This window comes from Microcoleus sp. MOSTC5, assembly GCF_036701825.1.
Classification (GTDB): Bacteria; Cyanobacteriota; Cyanobacteriia; order Cyanobacteriales; family Microcoleaceae; genus Microcoleus; species Microcoleus asticus.
This window is the reverse complement of the sequence record NZ_JAUBRK010000045.1, coordinates 19,000-34,433: the sequence shown is the minus strand read 5'-3', so window position 1 is coordinate 34,433 and position 15,434 is coordinate 19,000. Positions and strand designations below refer to the sequence as shown.

Here is a 15,434-nt window from a genome sequence, read left to right as displayed (position 1 = left end):
GAGCAGCAATGGACAAGAATATTTACGGCTTTGTAAGTGAAAACTCATCTGAAGAAGTCTTATTTGCGGAAGAAGTTAACTCAGATGAGGAGTTATTTTTTGCCGATGAAGTATCTGAAGAGTCCCCGACTGAAAGCTGGAAAATTTTGATTGTCGATGATGAGGCTCAAGTTCACACAGCTACCGATATTGCCTTAAGAAAGTTTGTTTATGAAAATAAACATTTAAAAATTTTTAGTGCTTATTCCGCTAAAGAAGCTAAACAGTTAATCCAAGAACATCCTGATGTCGCTATCATCCTGCTTGATGTAATCATGGAAACGGATGATGCTGGCTTAGAGTTTGTGAAATATGTCCGCGAAGAGTTAGGCAATCAGTTAGTGCGAATTATTTTACGCACGGGTCAACCCGGCCAAGTACCAGAAAAAAGTATTATTATCAATTACGATATTAATGACTATAAAACTAAAACAGAATTAACGAGCTCAAAGCTATATACTACAGTGCTAACAGCTTTGAGAAGTTTTTGTCTGGGTCATAAATTGCAGTCAGAAATAGAACGGCGCGAACAAGTAGAGAAAGCACTTCGTATCAGTGAAGAAAAAGAACACCAAAAAGCTCTTGCATTAGAGCATTTTGTCAAAGAGCTGCAAGAAACACAACTCCAGCTAGTTCAAAGTGAAAAAATGTCTAGTCTCGGTCAATTAGTCGCAGGTGTAGCTCATGAAATTAACAATCCGGTTAACTTTATTTACGGCAATATATCCTATGCTAAAGATTATATTAAAGAACTCATCTATGTGTTGAATCTCTACCAACAGCATTACCCACAACCAGAAGCAGAAATTCTCCAGGCAATAGAACATGGAGAGTTGTCATTTATCATGGACGATTTGCCAAAATTGCTTTCTTCCATGCAGTTAGGCATTGACCGCATTCGTATGATTGTGCAGTCTCTACGCAATTTCTCGCGGGTGGATGAAACTGAAATCAAGTCAGTAGATATCCACGAAGGTATTAATAGCAGTTTGATGATCTTACAGCACCGACTAAAAGCTAGATCAGATCGCCCTGCTATTGATGTGGTTAAAGACTATGGTCCATTGCCGCTTGTGAAGTGTTATGCAGGTCAGCTCAATCAGGTGTTTATGAACCTTTTAGCGAATGCTATAGATGCTTTAGAAGAGCGGGTAAGTAGAGATGGTGCAGTTTTCCATCCCGAAATTTTGATTCGTACTGAAGTTGTACCGGGCAATTCGCATGATGGGGACAACATTAGCTCTGGTTCAGGCATTCGGGTAACAATTGCTGATAATGGTGTTGGCATGACTGAGAAAGTTCGTTTAAAACTTTTCACTCCCTTTTTTACTACTAAGCCAATCGGAAAAGGTACAGGGATGGGATTGTCAATCAGCAAAAAAATTCTGCTAGAAAAACACTGCGGTCAATTGCAGTGTTTTTCTACGCCTGAGCACGGAACGCAGTTTATTATTGAGATGCCTACTATCTGTATAGCAACCAATGTCGCCGTAGTTATGCCTTAGAGAACTCATCTGGTTGAATTGATCGTATAGCGCTTTTCCGTTGCATGAGAACAGGGTAATTGCTAATTGCTAATTAATCTGAATTCTGACAGACTTTTTTCGCGCAGCACGCCCACCGCTTTAGGGGTTGGGATAGGCGCTGCGGCTTTAGCCACATTTTTCTAACTTAATTGTGTTGGTTTTCAATATATTTTTTAACAATCTTTTCCGAGGCATTACCAACTGTGCCGTAAAAATATAGCAGCTTCCATGTATAAATAGCACACTGCATTCAGTAGATCAGCGGAAAAAATGAAACTTTATGCGAGCAAATTTCGTAAAAAAATAGTTGAAGCCTCTGAACCAGATGATACATCAATTAGGGCGTTGCTGAATTAGCGTATGATATAGTTATAGTGCGATCGCCACAAAATAACACTCATTAAACGTAGAACTTATGCAATGTCCTAAATATCAGTCAACTCATGTTAATAAAAATCGTCGAAAAAAAGGTAAACAGAATTATATTTGTGTCGGTTGTAGCAGACAATTTATAGATTCTCTCTATCTCATAAAAGTTACTCTTCAAAGTTAAATGTTAATGTCTCAAATGTAGACCAATGGTAGGGATTTTTAAGCAATTGAGAGAATCAAAAAGGTGCATCATACAACAATAGTTAATTGGGTAAAACAAGTAGGAAAACTCTTCCCAGATTTTGAAGACACAGAGACAAATCCACAAATAGGTGAATGGAATGAATGAGAAACATTTGTCGGCTAAAAAATGTTTTCTCTGGCTAGGAACATTAGTAGACAACTTTAAACCAGGTATTTTAGGATAGGTATTAGGCGCTCATAGTGGCTATACTTTGAACCAATTGGTACTCTTGTTAATAAATAGAAATGTTATTTTATTGTGACCGATGCCTGGAAAGTTTACCCTAATTTTATTGCCGATGAAGCTCAAATCCCACCGCAAAACCTATAGGACAAGAGTTGAGGGCGAAAATACAAGATTAAGATATTATTTACCTTGTTTGAAACGAAAAACTCTTTGTTATTCTGGCATCACGCAGCAAGTTGCTCAGACATTCCCTTCGATTATTAATTCACTATCTTAAATTTGCAGATATTCCAATTCCATATCAAAATTAAAGAAACTATTTTGGTTCGATGCGGTCGCCGACATTGCTTAGTGATACCATAATTAACCAACGCCTTTTTTTGTAATATCATCGACTCGCTCAACGCTCTTCCCTCTGCTGCAAATGTCGCCAAACTTCTTGATGACATACGTGCCAAAAATACAGGGCCAAATTCACAAGAGCTAATAATTTAGTGCCGTCTTCTAACATCGCGTGTACTCCTTGGCTTGGCAAGTTTAAAATATCCTCAAACCTGGAGATAGCAAACAAGAGAAATGCTGCGACTAATGGCAGGTAAGGAGTGGTTTTGATGTCTCGCCAAAACTTAAGTCCGTAAAGGGAAACAGCACTACCATAACATAAATAAATTAATTTTTTAGAGATTCCAAACTCAGAAATAATCAAAGTCATCCGAAACCTGTCATCCACGTAAAAGACTCCCAGCAGTAAAGCACTAAAAAATAAGAATATCGCCGCTCGACTGCGCGGATTTTTCTGGCGCAACACTCCGAAAGTAAATGCACAAATTGCTACTGGTATGCACGCGAGGACTTCGGAAACTCCGGTTAGAATGCCTTCGTAAGGGAACCAGAAATTAAAAGGATCGCTAAACAGGCGTTCAACTCCGTCTCCCTGGTTGTTGAGTTTGGCGTATACGCTCAGCCCGCCCAAAATCAGGACAGTCAGAGTGTTTAAAGCAACTAAAAATGGTACGCTAAAAAAGTGTTTTTGGAAAGCTTTTAAAGAATTTGACAAGCTGGGAATTAGATTGAATAAAGGCAGATGCTTCATAAATAATATCTCCAAGCAATGGGGGTTCGTTACTTATTCACCGGCAGCCAAACCACAAATGTAGTGCCGCGATCTGTTGGATATAATAAAGGAGCTGCCGCAGATGGCAGCCATTCAGGATTGACAGGGGAAAATACTTCTATTTCTCCTTGCATTTGGCGGACTAAATCGCGGGCGATCGCCAAACCTAATCCTGTGCCGGGAATTTCTGTCTGCGCTTTTTCTCCTCGGTAGTGCCGCTCAAATAAATGTTCTAAATCCTGGGGAGGAATGCCAGAACCTGTGTCGCTGACTGCAACTGCTATCGCAGGCAATTGGCTGTATCCTGCCCGATCGCCCTCCGCTGCTGTGTACCTTACTTTAATATAAATTTGGCGGCCGACGGGGGTATATTTCAAAGCATTGTCAATTAAATTGCTCAAAACTTCGCGCAAAGCTCGATCGTTCGCTGAGACAGGTGGCAAATCCGCCGGAATGTCGGCTAGCAATTTCAGATTCCTTTCAGATGCGATCGCCTCGGCGGAAATTAACAGCGGTTTTAAGACTTCTGCCACAAAACAGGATTCCTCCAAATTGACAGCAGGTGACAGCGACAGAGGAGAATGCCGGATTGATTCAACATTGGACATTGCTTTTTCTAAAGTGCCCGATGGCAGTTTTAGATGTGCTTCGCCCGTGTCAACGGTTCGATCGAACTGGCCCAGCAACTCTTGTAGGCGCTCGCTCTCTCGGACAATACTAAAAGCCACATTGCGGTTTTTGTCTTCCGGTACCAGCCGCCGCGCTAACAGCTTGCCAAAAGTTCGCAACGCTGTCAGCGGACTTTTGAACTGGTGCAGTAAATTGTGCATCGTGTCGTAAACCTGAGCCTGGATTTGCCGAGCCGAACCCAATTCCTGCTGCATCCACTGCGATCGCTGGTCTAAAATGCAGGCTAGGGCTAAGGTGCGGGAAATTTGTTGCATCTGAGCCTCCTCTCGCTCGTTCCAAGGCCTGTCTTGCCGACCGCACACCAGGAGTCCCATTACAGTTCCCTCGTGTATCAGAGGTGTCACTATTTGCATCCGCTGCTGCCACAAATTCTCCGGGCCTTGGCACTGATGGGAACTGCGCTCATTACCCGGAAGCGGTTCGGGTGCGATCGCCCCCACCGTTGATTCTTCCTGTGGCAGAACTGGCGGCGCCAGCAGCCGCGGCACGGGTTTCACTGTCGAACTTTCGGAAGATTGCAGCCTCAACCCCTGATTTTCTTCAGATTCGACTGAGGTTTCTGGGTAAAGCGCGATCGGCACCAACTTTGCCTCGCTGCCTTCTACCAGCTCTTGTGTCAGGTATACCGCGCTGAATGTCGCGCCCAAACTGACGGCGATCGCCACCTGCGATCGGCAAAGCTTGACAAATTCTGAACTGGCTGGCATTAACATGAGCGCCACATTAAGATATCTAACGGAATTCTCAGTAAATTACAAATGATCGGCTGCCGATTACAGATCGGAGACTTCTAAATTTCAGGTGTCTTTGCTTTGATAGAAGGCAGCTATGTGGAAGGCTTTGGGCTTTCACGAACCAAAATTATTGCCCCGCATCCCCGTCCGGCGGGCTTCCACAATTCCCAAAGCTTTGCTTTTGCCGCAAGTTCCGGCCCACAATACCACAACCGCTACACTTTTGTCGATCGGCACGAATATTAAGATTATGTCGATATATTAAAAACAGTTGAAGTTTTGAGCGAGAACGGATATACTGACCTCGGATTTGGTAGCTATCATTACAACCTGTCTGCTCACAGAGGAGGTAAAGAAATTGGCCAGGAGACGCAAACGCAAGAGTCGCCGCCGACAAGAAGGACGCAGAATTTTAGAGTGTGTGCCTCAATATAGCATCGAGAGCGGCGAAGATAAACCCGTAACAGCGGCTCGCAAGTTCATCCATGCCGAAGGCATTGCTCCCCCAGCTTTGCTGTTAGTCAAGCGTAACGAGCATACCACTGACAGATACTTCTGGGCTGAAAAAGGTTTATTTGGAGCCCAATACGTAGAAGAGAATCATTTCTTGTTCCCCAGCTTAAAGGTGATGTTGGAAGCTACCACAGAAAAAATTCCTGTGGTGTCAGCCAGCCGCGCTTAGCTCGAAATGTTTAGCTCAAAACATTGACAGCAATGTTTTTCTAACTCTTTTAACAAAAGCGCGAGAGTTCTCATTGTCTGGAGAGTGCCAACTGAAATTTATGCGAAAAGTCCTTAGGAATTAGGGTATAAGGAGCCATCGCAACAGGGTCGATCGCTGCAGAGGGCGATCGCCACAATTGGCACTTTCACGATAATGGTTTTTTTTTGACTGTTTTGTCGATCGAACCAACAGCAAACGAAAGAGCCGCTCTTAAGTAATCGGTTTTTCAGCTCGAAGTCTAAGTACGGCATCTAGCATATCAAAAAATGTTCCGCGCCAAACTTTTAATCGAGCGGTTTCAAGTCTAAAGCTTTTTGCATGGCTGCTAGTTCATCGCGGTGAGCTCTGACAGTAACAAAGCTCTTGGTTTGGCTTCCCGACTCAGCAACAGATTCGAGTTTGAGCGAGACTTGCTCAGAGCGTCCAGCTTTTTTCCAGTAAAATACCCCCGCCAGCGGGGACAGCAGTACCAAAGCTAGGAAAATTTGACCCTGCTGGGGAACTAGCATTCCCAAAACCAGTCCCAAGCACAGAGCGCCGCCTGCACTCAGCAGAGTTAAAAAAATAGCTAGAAACCAACTCGGCCTGACAAAACCCTCAAACGTGACTTTATAGTTGGGGGCATCGACGGCTGCAACTCGGTAAGCCCTAGAAGCAAAATACTCTTGTAGCTGGGTTAACAGTGACTCTTGGGCGCTCTCGGAAGCAAGCTTGACTTGTTCGATTCTATCTTTGACTGAGGCCTTAATGAAGAAAAACAAGCCAACCGCCAGCAGCAGCGTTAGCACAAATGTTGAAGGAAGAACAGCAGTATCCATCGGTAGAAGTTTGTGTAATTGAAATTATCTACTATTACTTTACAGAAATTTACATACGAAAGCGATCGAGGACTTACGCAGACACTTTTTTACCAAAATTCGCAGAAAGCTTTGTAGCAAGGCGTTTTTCTCCCCATCACCAAATTCCCATATCTCTACCTCGTCGCTAATTCTCAAGTGACCATGCGTAAGTCCTGACGCAGTGTAGATGCTTTAATGGCTGTGCGGCGATCGAGCAAAGCGAAGGCAATCGGGCAAATCGCTTTGCAAGTAGCGCCAGCATCTCAAGGGTTTAGGCATCCGATTCAAACTCGGTTAACCCGTCTGACCAGTTTCTAATGCGTGGGAGCGACGCCCTGACGCGCCGTTTCCCTGACCGATGTACTCGTGCCAGAGACGAGCCAGGTCTTGAGCTTGGTGCCGCCACTCAGGGAGGATTTGATACATCCGGCGGGGGCGGCCGCGTCCTTCTACTTTTTTCCAGTAACCGGTGATTACAGCTTCATCTTCGAGGAATTTCAGAGCGCTGTAGAGCACGGTATCAGAAAGTCGGTAGATGGGGAATTCCCTCTCTAGTTGTCCGATGAGTTCTGTACCGTAGGAATCTCCGCGCAATAACACGGAGAGAATGTAGCACACTGCTAGTTCCTTGTTTAGATAAACAGGAGGGGGGTCTTGAAAAAATTGATAGATATGTTCAAACTTCATCTGTCTTGTCCGCTGGAAACTCTCGTGATACCGTCAGGTTAACGGGAGAGGAAAGCGGGGCGGGGAATGCCGCTTCCTAAGGATTAAGTGGGACACGGAGGAAACAGAGGTGCAGTATTTCCCCAGTGAATGTTGATAGCCCCAAACGCTTGTCCTGCACTTCGGTAATGTTTGCCTGCCCCAAGGTTGAGGAGCACTGGCCTAACGAGCGCAATTTTTTTCCTCTTCCAATGTATCGCAGCGACTATTGCTAAGTGGGCGATCGCCTGCAAAAGTTGGCAGTTACTTCCGGAGTTGGTGTTTTAACTGAAAATTAAAAATTCGCAACTTCCCGGAGCCCTTTGTCGGCCTCGTCTCTGCGCTCTAGCTTGTCTGATTTACTGTTGATGTTTGCGCTCTAGCTTGGCTTTAAACCAAACTCAGACCTAACATGGCGCGCAATGTAAAAGTTAGAAAGACAAAAGTCGCTACGATCGAACTAATCAGGGCAATCGCAGTTGTCGGTCGATCGAGCAGGGGTCTGAGTCGCTCGAACAGGAAAAAGAAAATTCCCAGACATATCGTAATGAAAAAGCGGGGGTAGCGAGAGACGTTATTAATAAAATCTTGCATGAGCTTGGTTGGGTAAAGTGTCACAGCTCGATCTTTGACTGGTAACACTTGTGAGCGAGTTAGACAATTTTGGCACAGCCGGAGCTAAATCTGCCGATCGGGCGATCGGGCATTTTTGCCGGCGAGGCTGACATATATAATTCTAACGAAAACTTTTCGCCGATCGCTCCGGCGATGTCTGTTTAATGCCGGAATGCTAAGTCCGGTGACAACTTCTGAAGTATTTTTATTGAGTTCTAGTTGTGATAAATATTATAGTGCCGTTATTTCTAGATAAATGTCTGCTTCCGCACCTTTTCAAGTCTTGTCGCGTCCCTTTCTGCAATGGCCCGGAGGCAAAACTAGGTTGAAGATATTAAAAACCCAGAGAATCACACTATGCGAATTTTAGTCTGGGATTTGGTTCCAAATCCAAGAAATCCAGCCTCGGACTGTAGAGTAACGCCTTTTTATAGTTGTATCATTAATATCTGGACGATTTTCTAAGATTATTTTACAGATTGCATCTTTGGGCGGAATGTCTCCCTGTTTAAGGGTTAATTCAAATACTAAATAAAAAACTTTTTTTTCTAAAATTTTATTAATCAAATCTAGATATTTTAATTTAGGTCTTTTATGTAAAATTGACCTCCCTTCACTTGTCAAGCGAAAAATTGGTTTTTTTGTTAGAGAACTTTTATCTTTTTCTATCAGTCCAATATACAGACCAGCATTAGTATAATAGCCAGTTTGCCTGCGGTCAAATTGATAGTTTTCAGTAATATCATCTGTGGTTAAATCTCTTTCTAATAACAATGATAATAAATCTACTATCCTCTCAAATTTATTAGCTTGTGGCAATGAAAAATCTGGCTCTGCAATTACTTTAATATTATTGAATACCCGATCGACATCACTCCGTTGTATTTCTTCGGGAGCGATCGTATAATTCTTTTGTTCTCTCAGTTTCAGAGAGTTATAATCTTCATCATTGCTAAATTCATAAATAAAAAAGCTAAAAAGGTCGTTAGAGTATGTCATCAATACGGGAATCACTTTTTTAGCCATTTTTTTTGACCACAATCTGTAGGGATAGTAAAGTTGTCTAATCAAAAAATCGTCTATGGCATAGTTCTTAGCTTCTATCAAGAGAAAATAGTTGTTACTTTCAAATCCGGCATCTATCTCACACTGAGAATTTTTAACCTTGATTGAATAGGGTTTATTAGCGATGGAATTTATAATATTAAAATCAAAAGCCTCTGTAGACATTCTCCCAGAAACAGTATAAGCTGTTTTTTCGCCGAATAAATCATCTATAATACCGATAGTAAATGCACAGTGCAATGCGGAACTTTCAGAATATAAATTTGTGTAATCTATACTCTCTATCCCGGGAGGAAACTCAAAAGGAATCACTTCAATTTTACTATCATATTTAACTTTCAAGTGTGTATCAAACTTCCCAATAACGTATTTAGAACGAGAAATTGGCAATATGGATAGATGATTGTCTCGAAAGATCTCTGGCAAATTAACCGAGTGATCGAACTTTGCCATCAGCCTGCTTTCTCTTTCTTGATTAATTTGACCAGATGCTATTTCAAAAAAACCATTTTTCTCTACCTCTTCTAATATCTTATGCCTTTCAAATAATATTTCCCAAGCTTTGTCATTGGCAGTTTTCTGGCTTTTACTCATATTTATTTATCCTGAATTTCATAATTCAAAACTAATACTTCATCAACCCTACCTCTTTTCAAGGCATTTGAGTTAATACTTCTCGTTGCCCTAACTTTTATGATTGTATCCTGATAATCCTTGTACAAATCCATAATAAAATCTGTACAGGAATTACTCAGCATTACCTTGCAACCTTTTTTATGTAAAGCGTCAAACTCTTCTTTTAGTCGTTCTTGTTCGTCTCTATTAAAGCCATTCACATCATATCCAGTAAAAGAAGCTGTTTCCGAAACAGGATCGTAAGGAGGATCGAAATAAACAAAATCTCCTCTCTTGGCATCTTTAACAGCCTCTGCAAAATCCTGATTTAACAGTGTGATATCATTGCTATTTAAATATTTGTTCACAGCTCTTAAAACAGCGTCATCTAAAAAATTGGGATTTTTATATCTACCAAACGGAACATTAAACTGACCTTGGGAATTAACCCTAAACAAACCATTATAGCAAGTTTTATTTAGATAAATGATTCGTGCTGCTTTTTCCACTTCCGACAAACTTTCATATTTTTTCTTTGAACGATCTAAGTCTCTCATCTCATAATAAGACGTTTCGCTATTGCTATATTTATCCTTGCTTAATTCCTCCATCAGCTCATCTAAGGAGTTTTTGATTACTTTATAGCAGTTAATCAGTTCTTTATTGCTATCATTGATAACAGCTTTTGGGGGCTGTAACTGAAACAAGAGTGCGCCTCCACCTATGAAAGGTTCATAGTATGTATGTTTGCTTATCCGCTTGGGAACATACTTACCAATTTCTGGCAATAATTGTCTTTTACCTCCTGCCCATTTCAAGAAAGGTCTTACTAACGGATTTTTCCCTCTTACTAACGTATCGCTTTTCACTCAGATGCCTCTAACGCTACTATCAAATAACAATACATTATAAGTTGAATTTTAGTTCAAGTCAAGAGGAAAGGGTGATATCGATTCAAGGTGTAAGTCGCAGTTAAATATAGCGACAAAAGCACCTTGACATAAATCTATTCATCTGATATGTCTGGGAAAACAATCTGAATTAAGCCGATCGCACTTCGATAGATCCCCTGTCAAAAACCCGTTTGTCAGTACCGATTGAACTGACAAACATCCGGTCTTTATAGACATCAAACGTCGCAAAACTCAGCCGGCTAGCAGAATACTCCGTCCACTCAGAACGCCCCACCTCACGAGTGCCACCGCCGGCACCGCAAATTAAATAAGTCGTACCGTTAATCGAGCGAGTGCGTTCGTAACTGTGTTCGTGTCCGTTGATATAAAGCTGCACGCCGTACTTTTGAAACAAAGGCGTCAAAGTCTTAATAAAAGGTTGATTCACTCCGTACACGCCAGAAGAATAAATCGGGTGGTGCCCGAACACAACTTTCCAAGGCGCTGTACTCTGACTCAACTCTTTTTCCAGCCAAACAAGCTGATTTTTCCAATCCGCATTGTGATTGGTATCTAAAGCAAAAAACTGTACGGGATCGCGCCGAAAAGTATAGTAGCGACCTTGCATATTAAAACCCGGATATTTAACTTGCGGATCGCCGTTAGCAGTGCGGATGTCGTGATTTCCCAGACAAGCATAAAATTTTACGTCTTGCTGCAATAACGGCTGATAAGGCCGCTCGAAAACAGCATTAATTTTTTCAAATTCGCCGTTATTGTAGATATTGTCGCCGGCGAGAACAGCAACATTAAAAGGGTTTTCCCGGTGATATTGCGCCATCGCCTCAGCCACAGCATACTGACCTTCAGCGCCCGTACCGGTGTCGGCTACCGAAATAAAGCGTAAAATAGGCGGTGAGGCCGGCAATGGGACGATCGTCCTTTCTGCCTCAACGTTAGAAGCCACAGCAGCATCGGTGTCTGTACCCCAGGAAGTCCGAAGCTGAAACATTTTCCAGACTCCGGCAAAACCTAAGCTGCTGAGACTGCCTAAAATTAGAAAGTGACGGCGTTTGATACTCATTTTGATTCAGTTACAACTAATGAAATGATAAATTAAGGTTGAGATGGCTCAACTAAAAATTTATCGCTTTTAGATATATTTGCAACGCCCCAAGGCAGAGAAAATGTCAGAAGAACAACTAAACCAGTCAATTCCAGAACCCTCTCAATCTCCGACACCGGAGGTTGACTCGCCTGCAAAGTCTGCCCCCACTGGTAGCAAAACTCAAAATGCCAGCAGCGCTGTTCCCAAAAATCAGAGAATCAATGCTTTGATTGCCTCGATTGGGAATTTGGGAAAAAAAGGGAAAAAATTAGCAGCAGAACCCCCGTTGCAGGCCCAAAAGCCGATCGCACCCACCGCTTCTGACTCAGCAACAGCAACTCCTCCGGCTGTTGCTGCAGAAGTTAACAGCGTGCCTCCAAAAGTTGCTGTAAAAGTTGAGAAAAAGCCTGTATCCCAACGCCCGGAAGGGAATTTTTTAGAGAAAGTCGGTGTACTTTGGCAAAGTATTGTACGGCTAGTGCGATCGCTACTGCCACCATCTACGAACCAGAAGCTGTCCGATCCAATTTTAAACGCCGCCATAGCAGCAATTTTGATCGTTGCAGTGGGTTTAACTTTCAACAGTTTCTCGGCAAAACCGCCGGAGAAACTAGCAAAAGTGCCTCTCCCCGCAGCGCAGCAGTCGCCGCCAACGTTTGGCGATTTTGTGGCGCCGGGAACGCCGAAATCCCCAGAGGCGATCGCACCGTCAGCGCCAATATCTACTAAATTCAAAAGCAAGTTGCCCGATTTAGTGGCCCCGGAAAAACCGCAACCAGTAGAAATGATCCCACCGCCGCCGCTGACGCCGGAACAGTCTCTGATTGCTGCGATTCAAACTCAAGTTACTGAAATTAAGAATCGACTTGGCGGCGGTTTAGTTGAGTCTGTTCAAGCTAATTTTTCTAGCAGCATTTTGACTGTAAAAGTCGCTGAAGATTGGTACAAACTCAGCGAAGTCGAGCAAAATCAACTAGCAACTAAAATGTGGAAGGAAGCTAATTCACTCGATTTCAGCAAGCTAGAAATTGCGAATAGGGAAGGGAAGTTAATAGCTAGAAGTCCCGTTGTTGGTTCGGAAATGATTATTTTAGAGAGAGGGATTAATTAGAATTTAAATAGTCTGTATCTGTCAACCATCAGACCAGCCTTACAGTCCAGGACGCAAAACCTAATTATGTAAGGTGCGCAGTGCGCACCTTAATGCTGTTGATTTTTTTTAGGATATCGAACTTTTCCCAAATCCGACAGAATGCTACCATTAAATTAATTAACTTTGAGGAAAATTGAAAAATGACAATTTTAACTCAAGTCGAACCAGTAGAAATTGAATATCCCAGCAGCGACGGAGAGCCGATGGCTGAAAGCGACATCACGCGCGATTACATGACTTATAGCGTTGAAGCTGTCAAGCTTTACTTTCAAGAACGTTCTGATGTTTACGTCTCAGCCAATTCTTTCATATATTATGAAGAAGGGAACAACCAGGCAGTTGTGGCCCCGGATGTTTATGTGGTGTTTGGAGTTGCCAACCGCAAAAGGGATAATTATAAAGTTTGGGAAGAAGGGGGAATTACTCCAGATTTTGTACTAGAAATTACATCGGAAACAACTCAAACAAAAGACCAAGAAACCAAACCGGAAATTTATCGGAATTTGGGAGTTAGGGAATATTTTCAGTACGATCCGTCGGGAGATTATCTAAATCCGATTTTACAAGGAGTACGTCTAATAAACAATCAGTACGAGCCGATTGCAGCCAACAATATCGCTTTCGATACACTGTGGTTGTTCAGTGAAGTGTTGGAACTCGAATTGCATATAGTTGCAGGAGAATTGAGGTTTAAAGTTCCTCAAACTGGTGAGTTTTTGAAGACTCACAAGGAAGAAAACCTGGGACGACTGGCAGCGGAGTCAACATTGCGATCGCTCGTAACTCAACTCTTAAATTCTGGAATGAGTCTGGAACAGGTAGCGCAAATGATCAATTTATCGACCTTGGAAGTGAGACGATTGGTAGGGGAAAACTTTTGATCGATCGCACTTTTCCAAGATATCAGGGATAGTGCGATCGAAGTATAACAAAAAATCGGAACAGTCAACAGTCAACAGTTAACAATTAACTAATAACTATAGAGGCTTATTAGTAGGCTTAAAACCCTGCTTTTGAAAATAGGTTCTAAATACCTCTTGAGCAATTGGTGCCGCCGATACAGCACCAAATCCGCCGCCTTCAACTATAACTGCGATCGCAACTTCCGGTTTGTCAGCGGGAGCAAAACCGACATACATAGAATTGTCAGGATGACCGGGCATTTCCACAGTCCCAGTCTTACCAGCACTTAAAGGAATAGTACCGTCATTCATGGCGCGGCCTGTACCTTTTTTCACCACGTCAATCAATCCTTGTTTAATGACGTTTAAAGTTGCAGGCTTAATACCTGTTGAAATTTTTTTAGTAACAGGCGTATTGGTTTGAGAAGCCAATAAATGCGGCTGCACTCGCCAACCACCGTTGGCAATAGTTGACACCATCACTGCCAATTCTAAGGGAGTACAAAGTACCAAACCCTGACCGATCGCCATTGTTACTGTATCGCCAACGTACCAATCTTCCCCATACATTTTCTGTTTCTCTGCTGGTATCGGAACTTGACCGTGATTGGCGCCGTCTATCCCCAAAAGGTCTAAATTAATAGTACCGCCAATGCCCATTTTTTTAGCCCATTTCGCCATTTCTTCCGGCCCTGCAGTCATACCTACTTGATAGAAAAACGTATTGCTGCTGTAGGCTAAAGCATCGCGGAAACCGATAACGCCGTAACCGGCGCTGTGTTCGTTAAAGGTAATTCCGCCGATGTTAATTGAAGCAGAACTTACCAAAGTCGAGTCAGGAGAAAACTTGCCAGACTCCATCCCAGCTACAGAAGTTACAATCTTAAAAGTGCTGCCGACTGGATAGCCTTGAACGGCCCGATTTAAAAATGGTTTGTCTGGCCCTTGCAGCCGATCCCATTCTTTTTGAGTTACCTTGCGGGTGAAAATATTGGGATCAAATGTCGGCCAACTAGCCATTGTTAAAAGAGCTCCGGTTTTCACGTCGATCGCCACAACAGCACCGAGGCGATCGCCCAAAGCTTTTTCCGCAGTTTTTTGCATATCTAAATCTAAAGTTAGCTGCACCGGTTTGCCGGGAATAGGGTCTTTTACACCTAAATCTTGGATTTCTTCGCCCTTAGCATTTACCTCGATTAAACGGTTTCCCCAAACGCCCTCTAAAGTTGAATTGGCTAATTTTTCCACTCCCATTTGACCGACGATCATCCCCATCGGATATGCAGGATTAGCTTTTAATTGATCTAAACTAGCTTCGCCGACGTATCCCAAAAGGTGAGCTGCTAATTGCTGGTTGGGATTGTCTCGGCTCGATTCTACGCGAATTTCAACTCCCCGCAAAGCATTACTTTGTTCTCCCAAAGCGACGAAAGTACCGACATCGATATCCTTACTAATTCGCACTGGCAGGGCCGATCTGTAGCCAACTCCATCGATTTTTTTGACAATTTCGGCTGCGGGAAGTTTGACGATCGGACCGAGTGTAGCTGCGATCTCTTGCCACTCCTTGGCCGATCGCTCTTTTGGCCACACATAGACCGATCGAGATACGCGGCTGGCCGCAAATATTTTGCCGCTGCGGTCTAAAATTTGACCGCGATTCGCTGCGACTGACACAGGGCGAATGCGGTTATTTTCCGCGCGCTGTCGGTTGTAGGCTCCATGTATCAGTTGCAGTTCGGCTAGACGAAATGTCGGCAGCGTCACCAAGGTAGTGACTAGCAGCATAAAAATTATAGCTTGGAACGATCGGCTGCCTTGCCGTGCAGGATTGTTTAAGCCTTTTTTGTCGAATCGGACTTTAGAGTTAAAAGAAAAATCGCCAGCCATATTAATTAATCTGCTCTTTT

At 43.0% G+C, this 15,434-nt stretch carries 15 protein-coding genes and 1 pseudogene; 6 read left to right on the top strand and 10 right to left on the bottom strand.

The features are described 5' to 3' along the window. Positions 1-8 precede the first annotated feature (8 nt). Positions 9-1,544, top strand: a complete 1,536-nt coding sequence (locus QUA54_RS23045; RefSeq protein ID WP_333416448.1) for an ATP-binding protein — start codon at positions 9-11, stop codon at positions 1,542-1,544. 166 nt (positions 1,545-1,710) lie between these two features. Here the strand turns inward: QUA54_RS23045 and QUA54_RS34530 are convergent, their stop codons facing one another. Beyond that, positions 1,711-1,815, bottom strand: a complete 105-nt coding sequence (locus QUA54_RS34530) for a transposase (RefSeq protein WP_445301576.1) — start codon at positions 1,813-1,815, stop codon at positions 1,711-1,713. 165 nt (positions 1,816-1,980) lie between these two features. On the opposite strand from QUA54_RS34530, the pseudogene QUA54_RS23040 reads away from it, so the two are divergent. Then, positions 1,981-2,678, top strand: a pseudogene (locus tag QUA54_RS23040) (IS1 family transposase). A gap of 89 nt (positions 2,679-2,767) precedes the next feature. On the opposite strand, the gene QUA54_RS23035 reads toward QUA54_RS23040, so the two are convergent. Then, a complete protein-coding gene (locus tag QUA54_RS23035) occupies positions 2,768-3,460 on the bottom strand; it encodes a hypothetical protein (protein WP_333416447.1) in 693 nt (230 codons plus the stop codon). 29 nt (positions 3,461-3,489) lie between these two features. Continuing rightward, positions 3,490-4,878 carry an ATP-binding protein gene (locus QUA54_RS23030; protein ID WP_333416446.1) on the bottom strand — a complete coding sequence of 463 codons (1,389 nt, stop codon included), beginning with the start codon at positions 4,876-4,878 and terminating at the stop codon, positions 3,490-3,492. 121 nt (positions 4,879-4,999) lie between these two features. Here QUA54_RS23030 and QUA54_RS23025 point away from each other — a divergent pair, with 121 nt between their 5' ends. Continuing rightward, positions 5,000-5,170, top strand: coding sequence for a hypothetical protein (locus QUA54_RS23025; protein WP_333416445.1), 171 nt, complete (start codon positions 5,000-5,002; stop codon positions 5,168-5,170). Between the two features lie 93 nt (positions 5,171-5,263). Then, on the top strand, positions 5,264-5,587 hold the full coding sequence (locus tag QUA54_RS23020; protein ID WP_006635576.1) for a DUF3155 domain-containing protein: 324 nt from the start codon (positions 5,264-5,266) through the stop codon (positions 5,585-5,587). Between the two features lie 326 nt (positions 5,588-5,913). Here the strand turns inward: QUA54_RS23020 and QUA54_RS23015 are convergent, their stop codons facing one another. The 6 genes from QUA54_RS23015 to QUA54_RS22990 form a co-directional block, all read right to left on the bottom strand. Beyond that, on the bottom strand, positions 5,914-6,447 hold the full coding sequence (locus QUA54_RS23015; protein ID WP_172186699.1) for a cofactor assembly of complex C subunit B: 534 nt from the start codon (positions 6,445-6,447) through the stop codon (positions 5,914-5,916). 315 nt (positions 6,448-6,762) lie between these two features. Beyond that, positions 6,763-7,155 carry a PadR family transcriptional regulator gene (locus QUA54_RS23010; protein WP_172186698.1) on the bottom strand — a complete coding sequence of 131 codons (393 nt, stop codon included), beginning with the start codon at positions 7,153-7,155 and terminating at the stop codon, positions 6,763-6,765. Positions 7,156-7,563: 408 nt separating this feature from the next. Continuing rightward, positions 7,564-7,767 (bottom strand): DUF751 family protein, encoded by a 204-nt coding sequence (locus tag QUA54_RS23005; protein ID WP_172186720.1) that lies wholly within the window; start codon positions 7,765-7,767, stop codon positions 7,564-7,566. Positions 7,768-8,154: 387 nt separating this feature from the next. After that, positions 8,155-9,447 (bottom strand): type II restriction enzyme, encoded by a 1,293-nt coding sequence (locus tag QUA54_RS23000; protein ID WP_333416444.1) that lies wholly within the window; start codon positions 9,445-9,447, stop codon positions 8,155-8,157. Positions 9,448-9,449: 2 nt separating this feature from the next. Further along, positions 9,450-10,337 carry a DNA adenine methylase gene (locus QUA54_RS22995; RefSeq protein WP_333416443.1) on the bottom strand — a complete coding sequence of 296 codons (888 nt, stop codon included), beginning with the start codon at positions 10,335-10,337 and terminating at the stop codon, positions 9,450-9,452. Positions 10,338-10,509: 172 nt separating this feature from the next. Beyond that, on the bottom strand, positions 10,510-11,445 hold the full coding sequence (locus QUA54_RS22990) for a metallophosphoesterase (protein WP_333416442.1): 936 nt from the start codon (positions 11,443-11,445) through the stop codon (positions 10,510-10,512). Positions 11,446-11,548: 103 nt separating this feature from the next. Here QUA54_RS22990 and QUA54_RS22985 point away from each other — a divergent pair, with 103 nt between their 5' ends. Beyond that, positions 11,549-12,580: a hypothetical protein gene (locus tag QUA54_RS22985; RefSeq protein WP_333416441.1), complete on the top strand. Its 1,032-nt coding sequence runs from the start codon at positions 11,549-11,551 to the stop codon at positions 12,578-12,580. 182 nt (positions 12,581-12,762) lie between these two features. Then, on the top strand, positions 12,763-13,503 hold the full coding sequence (locus QUA54_RS22980) for a Uma2 family endonuclease (RefSeq protein ID WP_333416440.1): 741 nt from the start codon (positions 12,763-12,765) through the stop codon (positions 13,501-13,503). 96 nt (positions 13,504-13,599) lie between these two features. On the opposite strand, the gene mrdA is transcribed toward QUA54_RS22980, so the two are convergent. Next, complete coding sequence (gene mrdA, locus QUA54_RS22975; protein ID WP_333416439.1) at positions 13,600-15,414, bottom strand: penicillin-binding protein 2; 1,815 nt, start codon at positions 15,412-15,414, stop codon at positions 13,600-13,602. Between the last annotated feature and the right edge of the window lie 20 nt (positions 15,415-15,434).

Excerpts from the sequence above, each read along its gene's own strand:
- QUA54_RS23045 (WP_333416448.1), top strand. The coding sequence starts at position 9 with ATGGACAAGAATATTTACGGCTTTGTAAGTGAAAACTCATCTGAAGAA.
- QUA54_RS34530 (WP_445301576.1), bottom strand. The coding sequence starts at position 1,815 with ATGCAGTGTGCTATTTATACATGGAAGCTGCTATATTTTTACGGCACA.
- QUA54_RS23035 (WP_333416447.1), bottom strand. The coding sequence starts at position 3,460 with ATGAAGCATCTGCCTTTATTCAATCTAATTCCCAGCTTGTCAAATTCT.
- QUA54_RS23030 (WP_333416446.1), bottom strand. The coding sequence starts at position 4,878 with ATGCCAGCCAGTTCAGAATTTGTCAAGCTTTGCCGATCGCAGGTGGCG.
- QUA54_RS23025 (WP_333416445.1), top strand. The coding sequence starts at position 5,000 with ATGTGGAAGGCTTTGGGCTTTCACGAACCAAAATTATTGCCCCGCATC.
- QUA54_RS23015 (WP_172186699.1), bottom strand. The coding sequence starts at position 6,447 with ATGGATACTGCTGTTCTTCCTTCAACATTTGTGCTAACGCTGCTGCTG.
- QUA54_RS23010 (WP_172186698.1), bottom strand. The coding sequence starts at position 7,155 with ATGAAGTTTGAACATATCTATCAATTTTTTCAAGACCCCCCTCCTGTT.
- QUA54_RS23005 (WP_172186720.1), bottom strand. The coding sequence starts at position 7,767 with ATGCAAGATTTTATTAATAACGTCTCTCGCTACCCCCGCTTTTTCATT.
- QUA54_RS23000 (WP_333416444.1), bottom strand. The coding sequence starts at position 9,447 with ATGAGTAAAAGCCAGAAAACTGCCAATGACAAAGCTTGGGAAATATTA.
- QUA54_RS22990 (WP_333416442.1), bottom strand. The coding sequence starts at position 11,445 with ATGAGTATCAAACGCCGTCACTTTCTAATTTTAGGCAGTCTCAGCAGC.
- QUA54_RS22985 (WP_333416441.1), top strand. The coding sequence starts at position 11,549 with ATGTCAGAAGAACAACTAAACCAGTCAATTCCAGAACCCTCTCAATCT.
- QUA54_RS22980 (WP_333416440.1), top strand. The coding sequence starts at position 12,763 with ATGACAATTTTAACTCAAGTCGAACCAGTAGAAATTGAATATCCCAGC.
- mrdA (WP_333416439.1), bottom strand. The coding sequence starts at position 15,414 with ATGGCTGGCGATTTTTCTTTTAACTCTAAAGTCCGATTCGACAAAAAA.